Source organism: Pseudomonas sp. SAS7 (assembly GCF_052112345.1).
GTDB lineage: Bacteria > Pseudomonadota > Gammaproteobacteria > Pseudomonadales > Pseudomonadaceae > Aquipseudomonas > Aquipseudomonas putida_Q.
On the sequence record NZ_JBEGGO010000005.1, the window covers coordinates 75,258 to 87,965 of the forward strand.

Annotated in this window: 11 protein-coding genes; 2 read left to right on the forward strand and 9 right to left on the reverse strand. The window is 63.3% G+C overall.

Going from position 1 to position 12,708, the window contains the following annotated elements:
- Positions 1-40 precede the first annotated feature (40 nt).
- Complete coding sequence (locus ABI582_RS10070; protein WP_016484586.1) at positions 41-964, forward strand: LysR family transcriptional regulator; 924 nt, start codon at positions 41-43, stop codon at positions 962-964.
- 373 nt (positions 965-1,337) lie between these two features.
- On the opposite strand, the gene ABI582_RS10075 is transcribed toward ABI582_RS10070, so the two are convergent.
- From ABI582_RS10075 to bioB, 9 genes are all read right to left on the reverse strand, one after another.
- The gene (locus tag ABI582_RS10075) at positions 1,338-3,116 is read right to left on the reverse strand and encodes an acyl-CoA dehydrogenase C-terminal domain-containing protein (RefSeq protein WP_442119093.1); all 1,779 of its coding nucleotides are present in this window, start codon (positions 3,114-3,116) and stop codon (positions 1,338-1,340) included.
- 124 nt (positions 3,117-3,240) lie between these two features.
- Complete coding sequence (locus ABI582_RS10080) at positions 3,241-4,524, reverse strand: GGDEF domain-containing protein (protein ID WP_338745862.1); 1,284 nt, start codon at positions 4,522-4,524, stop codon at positions 3,241-3,243.
- A gap of 266 nt (positions 4,525-4,790) precedes the next feature.
- Positions 4,791-6,596, reverse strand: a complete 1,806-nt coding sequence (locus tag ABI582_RS10085; protein WP_442119094.1) for a phenylacyl-CoA dehydrogenase — start codon at positions 6,594-6,596, stop codon at positions 4,791-4,793.
- Between the two features lie 288 nt (positions 6,597-6,884).
- Positions 6,885-7,181 (reverse strand): pyrroloquinoline quinone biosynthesis protein PqqE, encoded by a 297-nt coding sequence (locus ABI582_RS10090; protein WP_174370944.1) that lies wholly within the window; start codon positions 7,179-7,181, stop codon positions 6,885-6,887.
- 192 nt (positions 7,182-7,373) lie between these two features.
- Positions 7,374-8,054 carry a dethiobiotin synthase gene (gene bioD, locus ABI582_RS10095; protein ID WP_019472548.1) on the reverse strand — a complete coding sequence of 227 codons (681 nt, stop codon included), beginning with the start codon at positions 8,052-8,054 and terminating at the stop codon, positions 7,374-7,376.
- 10 nt (positions 8,055-8,064) lie between these two features.
- A complete protein-coding gene (bioC, locus tag ABI582_RS10100) occupies positions 8,065-8,883 on the reverse strand; it encodes a malonyl-ACP O-methyltransferase BioC (protein ID WP_442119095.1) in 819 nt (272 codons plus the stop codon).
- Positions 8,876-9,607, reverse strand: a complete 732-nt coding sequence (locus tag ABI582_RS10105) for an alpha/beta fold hydrolase (protein WP_442119096.1) — start codon at positions 9,605-9,607, stop codon at positions 8,876-8,878. The genes bioC and ABI582_RS10105 overlap by 8 nt, the downstream gene beginning before the upstream one ends.
- Positions 9,600-10,772 (reverse strand): 8-amino-7-oxononanoate synthase, encoded by a 1,173-nt coding sequence (gene bioF / locus ABI582_RS10110; protein WP_442119097.1) that lies wholly within the window; start codon positions 10,770-10,772, stop codon positions 9,600-9,602. The genes ABI582_RS10105 and bioF overlap by 8 nt, the downstream gene beginning before the upstream one ends.
- Position 10,773: 1 nt before the next feature.
- Positions 10,774-11,832 carry a biotin synthase BioB gene (gene bioB, locus ABI582_RS10115; RefSeq protein ID WP_016497669.1) on the reverse strand — a complete coding sequence of 353 codons (1,059 nt, stop codon included), beginning with the start codon at positions 11,830-11,832 and terminating at the stop codon, positions 10,774-10,776.
- A gap of 89 nt (positions 11,833-11,921) precedes the next feature.
- Here bioB and ABI582_RS10120 point away from each other — a divergent pair, with 89 nt between their 5' ends.
- Positions 11,922-12,653, forward strand: a complete 732-nt coding sequence (locus tag ABI582_RS10120; RefSeq protein ID WP_442119098.1) for a ComF family protein — start codon at positions 11,922-11,924, stop codon at positions 12,651-12,653.
- Positions 12,654-12,708 lie beyond the last annotated feature (55 nt).

The window sequence follows — 12,708 nt, forward strand, 5'->3', positions numbered from 1 at the left end:
GACCATTTCGTTTTTCCAGCATTTTCGATAAGTGTTACTTATGGATTTCCGCCAACTGCGTTATTTCGTCGCGGTGTACGAAGAAGGCCACGTGGGCCGCGCCGCCGAGCGCCTGTCACTGTCCCAGCCGGCACTCTCCCAGCAGATCCGCCAACTGGAACACAGCCTCGACCTGAGCCTGTTCGAGCGCAGCAACAAGCGCCTGCTGCCCACCCTGGCTGCCCACACCCTGTACAACCACGCCTTGCCATTGCTCGATGGCTTGCAGCGGGCCCACGAGGCCATGCGCAACTTCAAGGGCCAGTCGCTTCGCACCCTGGCTATCGGCGTGTTGCAGACCGTGCGGCCAAGCCTGGTGCCACAACTGCTCGAACGGCTGCGCAAGGCACAGCCGCACCTTGTCGTGCAGATCTACGAGTTGTCGGGGCTGGAGATCGAGCGTCGGCTGCTCAACGGCAGCCTGGACATCGGCATCAGCTACCTGCCACCGCGCCAACCTGGGCTGCATGGCCTGCTGCTGTACGAAGACGAGCTGCAGCTGGTGATCCCCGATACCCACCCGCTGAAGGATTTCAAGAAGGTGTCCATCCGCCAGGCCGCCGAGTTACCCATGCTGATGCTGGGCGAAGAGTTCCAGATCCGCCAGATCTGGCAGGCGCAGCTGGCCAGCCAGGGGCGGCGGCCACACGTGCAGGCAGAGATGAACAACATGGCGGGGATTCTCGACAGCTTGGCGCACACCGCACTGGCCACCATCCTGCCGGGCCGGGCCAAAGAAGCCGCCGAGGATGATCAGGGCCTGCTGTGGAAGCCGTTGAGCGAGCCGCGGGTGCCGCTGAAGGTTGGCCTGGTGTTTCGCGATGCCCAGCGCCAGCAGGCGTCTGTGGAGCTGCTGCGCACCCTGCTGGAGGAAGAGACTGACGCCCGCCTGTTGGGCGCATCGCCGCTGGATGTGCTGGCCTGAAAAAATACGCGCACAAAGAAAACCCCGCCGAAGCGGGGTTTTCCAGACTGTTTCCCTGTGACATCCGTATCGCCCCGCCATCCTGGCAGGTGGTCCTTCGTCGTCTTCCTTGATCTGTCCTTTGCGCTTCCTGCGCAACGTCCATGTGGTAAAGATTAACCGTGGATCCAATCTGAGAACAGTGGTGAAAAGTCACCACGTCGTGTAGGAAAATGCTTACAAAGAGGATTCATGCCGTGAATTGGGGCTGCTGCGCAGCCCATTCGCGGCACAAGGCCGCTCCTACAGCGACCGCACAATCCTTACGACGCGCGCGGTGACTGTAGGAGCGGCCTTGCGCCGCGAATGGGCCGCAAAGCGGCCCTAAAATCTGTCAGAACTGCTCAGCATCCAGCAGGTACAGCGACTCACTCCCCGCCTTCACCGAAGCCACCAGCGAATCCACCCGTGGCAGCAACCGCGCAAAGTAGAAGCGCGCCGTCCCCAGCTTGCCCGAGTAGAACGCCTCGTCCCCCTCACCCGCCTTGGCCGCCCGCGCCATCAGCGCCCACATGTAGGCATAGGCCACATAACCAAAGGCATGCAGATACTCGACCGACGCCGCGCCGATTTCATTCGGGTTGCCCTTGGCCTGTTCCAGCACCCATTCGGTCAGCCCGTCGAGCTGGTCGAGGCTGGCAGCCAACGGCTTGGCAAACTCGTCCAGTTCGCTGCCCGCACTGGCAATGAACTGGCGGATCTCATCAGAGAACAGCCTGTAATACGCCCCACCGCTGGCCACCACCTTGCGCCCCATCAGGTCGAGGGCCTGAATGCCGTTGGTGCCTTCGTAGATCTGCGTAATGCGCACATCACGCACCAGCTGTTCCTGCCCCCACTCACGGATATAGCCATGCCCACCGAATACTTGCTGCCCGTGCACCGTGCTCTCCAGCCCCAAGTCGGTGAGGAAGGCCTTGGCCACCGGGGTCAGCAGTGCCACCAGCTCTTCGCTGCGCTTGCGCACGGCAGCGTCTTCGCTGTACTTGGCACTGTCCAGCTGCATGGCTACATAGGTGGAAAAGGCGCGGCCACCCTCGATCTGTGCCTTCATGGTCAGCAGCATGCGGCGCACGTCCGGATGGACGATGATCGGGTCGGCGGCTTTTTCCTTGGCTTGCGGGCCGGTCGGGGCGCGGCTCTGCAGGCGGTCGCGGGCATATTCCACCGCGTTCTGGTAGGAGCGTTCGGCCGAGGCCAGGCCCTGGATGCCAACGCCCAGGCGCTCGTAGTTCATCATGGTGAACATGGCCGCCAGGCCCTTGTTCGGCTCACCGACGATGTAGCCGACTGCCTCGTCGAAGTTCATCACGCAAGTAGCCGAGGCCTGGATGCCCATCTTGTGCTCGATCGAGCCGCAAGTAGCCGGGTTGCGCGCCCCCAGGCTGCCGTCTTCGTTGACCAGGAACTTCGGCACCAGAAACAGCGAAATGCCTTTCGCCCCTGCCGGTGCATCCGGCAGCTTGGCCAGCACCAGGTGAATGATGTTCTCGGTCAGGTCGTGCTCGCCACCGGTGATGAAGATCTTGGTGCCGCTGACCTTGTAGCTGCCGTCGGCCTGCGGCTCGGCCTTGGTGCGGATGATGCCCAGATCGGTACCGGCATGCGGCTCGGTCAGGCACATCGAACCTGCCCAAACGCCGGCGTACATGTTCGGCAGGTACTTTTCCTTCAGTGCTTCGCTGGCGTGGGCATTGATCGACAGGCAGGCGCCAGCGGTCAGCATCGGGTACAGGCCAAACGCCAGGCTGGAGGCGTTGACCATTTCCTCGACCTGGGCCGAGATGGCCTTGGGCATGCCCATGCCGCCGAACACCGGGTCGCCGCCCACGCCTACCCAGCCGCCTTCGGCGTAGGTGTTGTAGGCCTCGATGAAACCGGCCGGTGTGCTTACCGCACCGTTGTCCCAGTGGCAGCCTTCTTCATCGGCGGCGCGGCTGAGCGGCGCGATGCTCTTGGCGGTGACCTTGCCGGCTTCTTCCAGCACGGCCATGGCCGTATCGGCATCGACTACCTCAGCCAGCCCGGGCAACTGCGCCCACTGCTCGGCCACATTGAAGACTTCATTCAGTACGAAGCGCATGTCGCGCAGCGGCGCTTTATAGTCAGCCATGACAACCTCTCGCTAGTCGGGTCGGGGCGGTCTCGGGGAACCGCGACACTGGGGTTACTGGCAGTGTAACCGAACAACTTTTACGAGACATAGGGTCATCAACTGACCGATCAGTCTTACCCAGTCACGCCGTACGCACTGCACCACGCTGCGATTGTTGCCCATGCACCATCACACAATTGCGCCCCGCCCCTTTGGCGCTGTACAGCGCCTGGTCAGCAGACTTGAGCACCGCCTCTGGGTTACGGTGGTCAACCTGGCGCTCGGCCACCCCGATGCTGATGGTGACCGACACCGTCCCGCCGCTGTTGCCCGCCCGGCGCTGGCGCCCGCTTGTATCGTCCTGTGGGCGGCTGCTCTGGTCGCGCAGGTGCATCACATAGTTGGCAATCACCTCGCGCACGGCCTCCACGTGGGGCACACATTCCTCGGCGGTCTTGCCGGCGAACACCAGGGCGAACTCCTCACCACCATATCGATAAGCGCGCCCACCGCCGGTCACCTTGGACAAGCGGCTGGCGACCAGGCGCAGCACCTGGTCGCCCACGTCGTGCCCGTGGGTATCGTTGAATTTCTTGAAGTGGTCGACATCGGTCATGGCGATCACGTAGTTGCGCCCCAGGCGTTGCATGCGCTCGTTGAGCGCACGGCGCCCCGGCAGGCCGGTCAGCTCGTCACGGAAGGCCATCTGGTAGGCCTCGTGGGCAACCGCAGCGGCGATCATCAACATCACCTGGCTGCACATGATGTTCAGGGTGAACGGCAGGATGAAGGTTTGCGGCAGCATCCAGAAAATACCCACCAGGCCCGTTATCAACGCGGCGTGCAGCGGCCGCGGTGCGCGCAGGTATTGCACCACCAGCAGGATGAACACGCCGAGGAACAAGGGGTAGACCATCTGGATCAGGCTCATCCACTGGCCATGCAAGGTTGGCCAGCGGATCTCCGCCAGCCAGGTCAGCAGCGCTTCGGGGTAGCTTTGTTCGAGGGCTACCGCCACGCTGCCCACGGCGAACAGCACGGCGCCGCGGGCGACCATGTCCTGCAGCAGGTGGGTACGTTCCTGCCAGGCACCGTACAGCCCGAACAGGGCGGGCAGCAGCAGGCACACCAGGTGGAAGATCACGGCCGCGTCCTCGCGCACGCGGCCATGGTCACGGTAGAAGTCGGTCTGGGTGTCGAGCAGGTAGTAGGCGATGTACACCGTGAGCATCATGAACAGCTCACGCTGGCGGCGGTACACCGCGCAGTAGGCACCGCCCAGCAGCAGCACCAAGGTAGGCAGGACGTTGAACAGCGATGTGAAAAAGACACTGAGGTCTCTCACATAGGCTGCGGCGAGCCCTGCCAGCAACAGGATCAGCGAAGGCAGGAAGTGGCTTGCGCGAACAGCGTTAAGACGAAACAAGGGTAATCTCCAACCCGGCAGATCAATAGTGGCATTGTGCCCTTACTTCATCGGCAGTGCACATGAACAGTTGAATTTCGGTTCCGACGCGGCCCCTGTAGGAGCAGCCTTGTGCTGCGAAAGGGCCGGTATGACAGAAGGTTTGCTTTGGCAGTTATGGCCTCTTCGCAGCACAAGGCTGCTCCTACAAGGGATGGCATCCGGCTGCAGAATGAAAAAACCCGCCTGCCGGTAAGGGCAGGCGGGTTTTGGGTACAGCGGGTGAATCAGTACGACAGGCCGAAGTGCTCTTCGTCCATCGCCATCAGGTTGTTGGCACCCGACAACATGGTCGCCACATGCGTACGGGTACGCGGCAGGATGCGCTGGAAGTAGAAGCGCGCAGTCTGCAGCTTGGCGGTGTAGAAGGCCTCTTCGCTGGTGCCGGCTGCCAGCTTCTCGGCGGCCAGGCGGGCGATATCGGCCCAGAAGTAGGCCAGGCAGGCGTAGCCGGAGTACATCAGGTAATCCACCGAGGCAGCACCCACTTCTTCGCGGTCCTTCATGGCGGCCATGCCCACTTTCATGGTCAGCTCGCCCCACTCCTTGTTGATGGCCGCCAGCGGTTCAACGAACTCCTTGACCGCTTCATTGCCTTCTTGCGCCTGGCAGAACTTGTGCACGATCTTGGTGAAGCCCTTCAGAGCCTCGCCCTGGGTCATCAGCACTTTGCGGCCGAGCAGGTCCAGCGCCTGGATGCCGGTGGTGCCTTCGTACAGCATGGAGATACGGCTGTCGCGCACGTTCTGTTCCATGCCCCACTCGGCGATGAAGCCATGGCCGCCGTAGATCTGCACGCCGTGGTTGGCCGCTTCGAAACCGACTTCGGTCATGAACGCCTTGGCGATCGGGGTCAGGAACGCCAGCAGGGCGTCAGCCTTTTTGCGCTCTTCTTCGTCCTGGCTGTACTTGACGATGTCCACCTGCTTGGCAGTGAAGTACACCATGGCGCGGTTGCCTTCGGCAAAGGCCTTCATGGTCAGCAGCATGCGGCGCACGTCCGGGTGGACGATGATCGGGTCAGCAGCCTTGTCCGGTGCTTTCGGGCCGGTCAGGGAGCGCATTTGCAGGCGCTCGCGGGCGTACTTCAGGCCACCCTGGAACGCCACCTCGGCGTGGGCCAGGCCTTGCAACGCAGTACCCAGGCGAGCCGTGTTCATGAAGGTGAACATGCAGTTCAGGCCTTTGTTGGCCGGGCCGATCAGGTAGCCAGTTGCCGCATCGAAGTTCATCACGCAGGTGGCGTTACCGTGGATGCCCATCTTGTGCTCGATGGAACCGCAGCTCACGCCGTTGCGCTCACCCACGCCGCCTTCGGCATTGGGCAGGAACTTCGGCACGATGAACAGCGAAATGCCTTTGGTGCCGGCTGGTGCGTCCGGCAGACGGGCCAGGACGATATGGACGATGTTGTCGGCCATGTCGTGTTCACCGGCCGAAATGAAGATCTTGGTGCCGGACACTTTGTAGCTGCCGTCGGCCTGTGGTTCGGCCTTGGTGCGCAGCATGCCCAGGTCGGTACCGCAGTGCGGTTCGGTCAGGCACATGGTGCCGGTCCACTCGCCGGACACCAGTTTGGTCAGGTAGGTGTGCTGCTGATCGGCAGTGCCGTGCGCGGAGATGGTGTTCATCGCTCCATGCGACAGGCCTGGGTACATGCCCCACGACCAGTTCGAACCGCCGACCATTTCGCTCAGGGCCAGGCCCAGCGATTCCGGCAGGCCTTGGCCGCCATGCTCGACGTCATGCGCCAGGCTCGGCCAGCCGCCTTCGACGAACTGCTCGTAGGCCGCTTTGAAGCCAGTCGGGGTTTTAACGCCCGATTCGCTCCAGGTGCAGCCTTCCTGGTCACCGACGCGGTTCAGCGGCGACAGCACCTGCTCACAGAACTTTGCGCCCTCTTCGAGGATCGCGTCGACCATGTCGGGCGTGGCGTCCTGGCAGCCCGGCAGGCTCTGATAGTGCGCCTCATAGCCAAGCAGTTCGTCGCGAACGAAGCGGATATCACGCAAGGGGGCTTTGTAATCAGGCATTGCGATGAACCTCTGGGTCAGTTCTGTGGGGGTGACCAGCTCTTGGCGGCCGTCTATCAAACAGTTGTTTGAAACTTACGTTTAGCTCCGGCTTATGTCAAGGAGGGACTATGGTGCCATTTACGCCACGAAAAATGGCGTTTGCGCCAAGGCAAGGCGCAACCCCTGTGGGAGCGGGTTTACCCGCGAATAGGCCCGCGCCAGAAAAATAAGTTGTCTGGGCTGACGCATTCGCGGGTAAACCCGCTCCCACAGAGATAGCGGTAGATTTAGGGGAGAGGCCAACAATCAGGCGTAGGTGTCGATGATCCGGCCGAGCATTTCGTCGGATGCCTTGACTACCTTTGCGCCAAGCTCGACTTCGGTTTTGCCAACAGCCATTTGCACGGTGCTGGTGGCCAGGTCCATCTGCTGGCTGCGATCTACTGCGCGCAGGCGTTCAGCCTGAAAATCGCTGGACTGGCTGGTGGCCGTACGTTCGGCTGTGGTGTTGGCGATCTGACCGGCGGCCTGATCGACGCGGTTCTGGCCGGTTTGAATAGCACTCAGGCCCGCGTAATACGCGGAGCTACCGGTGATTTCCATGTCAGGACTCCATTGATGCTGGATGACGAACAGGCCTAATTAAAGCAGGCTGGGCGCGAAAAGGCCCGTTTAAAAGCCTAATGGCCTGGTGCCAGTTGATAGGCCTTGGGTATTCCTGCTCCGGCCCTATCGCCGGCAAGCCAGCTCCTACAAGAGCGGTTTCCCCCGCGAGGGGGCCGGGCGTGGAAACGGCTAATCCAGCAGATCCAGCTGAAGGTGCTCAGCCACCATGTCGGCACTGGCCTGCTTCAGTTTGGGCACCCGCCCAAGGCAAGGCGCCGGCAAGCGCTCTGCCAGGCTGGCAAGGTTCTCTTCAAGACGCGAAGTACGCGGCTCGATGATGTTCGCCACCCACCCGGCCAATTGCAGCCCATCCCGCTCGATCGCTTCGGCGCTGAGCAAGGCATGACTGATGCAACCCAACCGCACCCCCACCACCAGAATCACCGGCAACTGCAGGGCAACGGCGAGGTCGGAAAGATTCTCCAGGCCCGACAGCGGCACACGCCAGCCACCGGCCCCTTCGACCAAAGTGAAATCGGCATTTTGTTGCAGCACATTGCGCATTGCCGCCAGCAGCTCCGGAACCGCCAGCGTCACCCCCGCCTCGCGCGCCGCCACATGCGGGGCAATGGCAGGCTCGAAGGCAAACGGGTTGACCTGCTCGTATGGCAACTTGATCGTGCTTTCGTCGATCAGCGCCTGGGCATCACTGTTGCGCAAGCCCTTCGGTGTCATGGTGCAGCCCGAGGCCACCGGTTTGGCCCCCAGTGTGCTCATGCCCTGCAAGCGCGCCGCGTGCAAAAGCCCGGCGGCGATGGTGGTCTTGCCGACATCGGTATCGGTACCGGCAATGAAATAGGCCTGACTCATCTCGCTCCCCTTACGCCTGTGGCTTGCGCAACACACCATAGACCACCTGATAGGTGGCTGGCAGCCCCTCGGGCTGGCGAAATGCTTCGTAGGCCTGCAACAGGCCCTGCATACGGGCCCGACCGGTGAGGCCTGAAGGGCGGCCCGGGTTTAGGTTGTGCGCACCCAGCGCCTTCAGCTCATGGGTCAGGCTGCGAACATCCGGGTAGTGCAGCACATGCGGGCAGCGCTGCAGCCCAAGTTGTTCAAAGCCGCTGTCGGCACACAGGCGCTGGTAATCCTCAAAGCGGCGGAAGCGGTTTACATGCACCAGGCCATCCACGGCCTGCCAGCTGGCACGCAACTCGTCGAGCGTACCCACGCACAGGCTGCTGAAAGCCAGCACGCCACCCGGGCGCAGTACCCGCAACGCCTCGGCCAGCACACTGGCGAACTGGTCGCACCACTGCACCGCCAGGCTGGTAAACACCAGGTCCACACTTGCATCGCGCAGCGGCAAGCGCTCGGCGTCGCCGGCCACGTGGTAGAGCGCCCCACCTTGTTCATCCCGCGCGTGGCGCAGCATGCCTTCGGCGATGTCCACTGCCACACCGCTGGCCTGCGCGAAACACTCGGCCAGCTTTCGGCTGAAATGGCCGGTGCCGCTGCCCAGGTCCAGCCAGTGCGAGGGTTGCAAGCCGGCCGGCAACTGCTCCAGCAGGTTCAAACCTACGGCGCGCTGCAATGCCGCCACGCTGTCGTAGCTGGCCGCAGCGCGGGAGAACGAAGCCGCCACCTGGCGTTTGTCGGGCAAGGCGCCGGGCAGGGTCGGACGGGAAAGGTCAGTCATCGCCACTCTCATGCAGAAAACTCTTGATGCCCGCCGCCAGCTCCTGCGGGTACTCCAGCAGGAACGCGTGGGAACTGTCTTCAACCAGGCCCACTTCCACATCCGGCAGCAGCTCGCTCAACGCCTTGGCTGCCTCTGCCGGCACCAGCGCATCGCTGCCGGCGAACAGGTGCAATTGCGGGCCGCCATAGGCCTGCAATGCTTCGCGGGTGTCGAGCTGGGCCAGCACCTCAAGGCCGGTTGCCAGATACAGCGGGTCGGTGTCCGGCACCCCGACACCCAGTTGGCGCAGCAACGTGCGTGGCTGTTGGGCGCCATCACTGCACAAGGTACGGAAGCGCTTGAGGGTGACTTGTGTATGGCTGCGGCAGCCGTCGAGGAAGGTGCCGAAGGTGTCTTCGGGCATGCCGTGGGGCCAGTCTGGCCGGGCGACGAAGCTGGGGTTGCTGGCCAGGGTCAGCAGGCCACAGCAGTGGTCGCCGCGCTGGTGCGCCAGCGCGCTGGCCAGCATGCCACCCAGCGACCAGCCACCCAGCCAGACATCGCTGGGCAGCTTGCGGTCCAGGTGGTCGACCCAACCCTGCACATCGCTGTGGTCCAATTCGGGCAGGGGCATCAGCTCTACCTGCAGGCGGGCATCCTGGGCGCGCAGGCTGGCTGCCAGCGGCTCCAGTGAAGCAGTGCCCAGGCCCCAGCCGGGCAGCAAGACAAGACGATTACGCATCGGCGTTCTCCAACTGTGGATAACACTCGGCCAATGCATTCAACAATAGCTGCACCTGCGCCTCGCTGTGCGCGGCGCTCAGGGTCACCCGCAGGCGTGCGCTGCCAACTGGCACGGTGGGTGGGCGGATGGCCGTCACCAGCAAGCCGCGCTCGCGCAACATGCGTGACAGGCGCAGGGCCTGTGCGCTGTCGCCGATCATGATCGGCTGGATCGGCGTCGGGCTGTCCATCAACGCCAGCCCGATCTGCTGCGCGCCTTCGCGGAACTGGCGAATCAACGCTGCCAGGTGCTCACGACGCCAGGTTTCGCGGCGCAGCAGCTCCAGGCTCTTGAGCGTGGCGCAGGCCAGCGCCGGTGGCTGGCTGGTGGTGTAGATGTAAGGGCGGGCGAACTGCACCAGCGCCTCGATCAGCTCTTCGCTGCCGGCAACAAAGGCACCCGCAGTACCGCAAGCCTTGCCCAGCGTGCCGATCAGCACCGGTACGTCATCCACGCCCAGGCCGAAGTGCTCGACGATGCCACCGCCCTGTGCGCCAAGAGTGCCCAGGCCATGGGCGTCGTCGACCATCAGCCAGGCGCCGCGGGCACGGGCGACCTCGGCCAGCGCCGGCAGGTTGGCCAGGTCACCGTCCATGCTGAACACGCCATCGGTCACCACCAGCGTATTGCCAACGGCCTTGTCCAGGCGGCTGGCCAGGCTGGCTGCGTCGTTGTGCAGGTAGCGGTTGAAGCGGGCACCGCTGAGCAGCCCGCCATCCAGCAGCGAGGCGTGGTTCAGGCGGTCTTGCAACACCGTATCGCCCTGCCCCACCAGCGCGGTGATGGCGCCCAGGTTGGCCATGTAGCCCGTGGAGAACAACAATGCACGCGGGCGCCCGGTCAGTTCGGCCAGCGCCTCTTCAACCTGGTGATGCGGCGTGGTGTGGCCGACCACCAAGTGCGAGGCACCGCCACCGACACCCCAGCGCTCGGCGCCGGCCTGCCAGGCGGCGATGACTTCGGGGTGGTTGGCCAGGCCCAGGTAGTCATTGCTGCAGAAGGCCAGCAACCGCTGGCCGTCGACCACCACTTCCGGCCCCTGCGGGCTCTCCAGCAGTGGCCGCTGCCGATACAGGTCTGCGGCGCGCCGTTCGGCCAGGCGCGCCGCCAGGTCGAAGGCCATGTCAGGCCGATGCAGCGTTGTAGAACATCTCGCTGCTGCGCTGTTCGACCAACGCCTGCTCGATGGCCGCCTGATGCACTTCGTCGGCGTGCTCTTCACGCGCTTCGGGCTTGATGCCCAGGCGTGCGAACAATTGCATGTCCTTGTCGGCCTGCGGGTTGGCGGTGGTCAGCAGTTTTTCGCCGTAGAAGATCGAGTTGGCACCCGCCATGAACGCCAGGGCCTGCATTTGCTCGTTCATCTGCTCACGGCCGGCGGACAGGCGCACGTGCGACTTGGGCATCAACAGGCGGGCGACGGCCAGCATGCGGATGAAGTCGAACGGGTCGACGTCCTCTTCTTCGGCCAGCGGCGTGCCGGCAACCTTGACCAGCATGTTGATCGGCACCGACTCCGGGTGCTCGGGCAGGTTGGCCAGCTGGATCAGCAGGCCGGCGCGGTCGTCCAGCGACTCGCCCATGCCCAGGATGCCGCCGGAGCAGATCTTCATCCCCGCATCGCGCACGTAGGCCAGGGTCTGCAGGCGCTCGCTGTAGGTGCGGGTGGTGATGATGCTGCCGTAGAACTCCGGCGAGGTGTCGAGGTTGTGGTTGTAGTAGTCAAGGCCAGCCTGGGCCAGGGCTGCGGTCTGCTCCTGGTCGAGCTTGCCGAGGGTCATGCAGGTTTCCAGGCCCATGGCCTTTACACCTTTGACCATCTCCAGCACGTAGGGCATGTCTTTGGCCGACGGGTGCTTCCACGCCGCGCCCATGCAGAAGCGGGTGGAACCGATGGCTTTGGCGCGGGCAGCCTCTTCCAGCACCTTCTGCACTTCCATCAGCTTCTGTTTTTCCAGCCCGGTGTTGTAGTGGCCGGACTGTGGACAATATTTGCAATCTTCCGGGCAGGCGCCGGTCTTGATCGACAGCAGGGTCGAAACCTGCACCCGGTTAGGGTCGAAATGCGCGCGGTGCACGGTCTGCGCCTGGAACAGCAGGTCATTGAACGGTTGCTGGAACAGCGCCTTGACCTCGGCCAGGGACCAGTCGTGACGTGTTGTTGCAGTTGTGCTGGCGCTCATCGGCGTTTCCTTGTTTAGGCTGTAGCTGGCGCCGGGACAGGAAAGCCCACAAGCGCATCACGGATAGCTGGCATAGTTACGGAAGGCCCATGAACTGTCAACCACACTGGAAAAGATTGGTTTACAAGTGCTCACTTATTAACCAACTGTGTTTATTGTGTGATGAACCGGCCGAGCAGCACTACCCATTGTGCACCGCCTGCGAGCAGGAACTGCCCTGGCTGGCTGATCACTGCCTGCAATGCGCCCTGCCCTTGCCCATGGCCGGCCTGATCTGCGCCCAGTGTTCCCGCCGCTTGCCGCCCTTCGAACAGGTCATTGCACTGTGGCAATTCGGTTTTCCGGTAGACACGCTGATCAGCCGCTTCAAGCACAATCGTCAATGGCCGTTGGGGCGCCTGATGGCTGAACTGCTGGGGTATGGGCTGCTGCATCGCTTTGCAGAAGGCCTACCCCGCCCTGACCTGCTGTTGCCTGTGCCCTTGGCCAAGCGTCGACTGCGCGAGCGCGGGTTCAACCAGGCCGGGATGCTCGGGCGGTGGTTGTCCACGCAACTTGGGCTACCGTGCGATGAGCGATTGTTGCTGCGCACGCGCGAGACGCCTGCGCAGCAACAGCTGGATGCCCGGGCAAGGCGGCGCAATTTGCGGCAAGCGTTTGCGCTCTCGGGTGAACTGACGGGCAAACATGTCGCTATTGTCGATGATGTGTTCACCACCGGTGCCACCGCGCAGGCCATCGCCGAGGTGCTGCGCAAGGCCGGAGCGCGGCGGGTGGATGTGTATTGCCTGGCGCGCACGCCCAAGCCGGGGTATGCATGACCCTGCGCAGTCCTCCACAATCCGCTTTCAGGACCTTCACCTACAACGACTCAAT

Coding starts and splice junctions, on each gene's coding strand:
- ABI582_RS10070 (WP_016484586.1), top strand. CDS start 41: ATGGATTTCCGCCAACTGCGTTATTTCGTCGCGGTGTACGAAGAAGGC.
- ABI582_RS10075 (WP_442119093.1), bottom strand. CDS start 3,116: ATGGCTGACTATAAAGCGCCGCTGCGCGACATGCGCTTCGTACTGAAT.
- ABI582_RS10085 (WP_442119094.1), bottom strand. CDS start 6,596: ATGCCTGATTACAAAGCCCCCTTGCGTGATATCCGCTTCGTTCGCGAC.
- ABI582_RS10090 (WP_174370944.1), bottom strand. CDS start 7,181: ATGGAAATCACCGGTAGCTCCGCGTATTACGCGGGCCTGAGTGCTATT.
- bioD (WP_019472548.1), bottom strand. CDS start 8,054: ATGAGTCAGGCCTATTTCATTGCCGGTACCGATACCGATGTCGGCAAG.
- bioC (WP_442119095.1), bottom strand. CDS start 8,883: ATGACTGACCTTTCCCGTCCGACCCTGCCCGGCGCCTTGCCCGACAAA.
- ABI582_RS10105 (WP_442119096.1), bottom strand. CDS start 9,607: ATGCGTAATCGTCTTGTCTTGCTGCCCGGCTGGGGCCTGGGCACTGCT.
- bioF (WP_442119097.1), bottom strand. CDS start 10,772: ATGGCCTTCGACCTGGCGGCGCGCCTGGCCGAACGGCGCGCCGCAGAC.
- bioB (WP_016497669.1), bottom strand. CDS start 11,832: ATGAGCGCCAGCACAACTGCAACAACACGTCACGACTGGTCCCTGGCC.
- ABI582_RS10120 (WP_442119098.1), top strand. CDS start 11,922: ATGAACTGTCAACCACACTGGAAAAGATTGGTTTACAAGTGCTCACTT.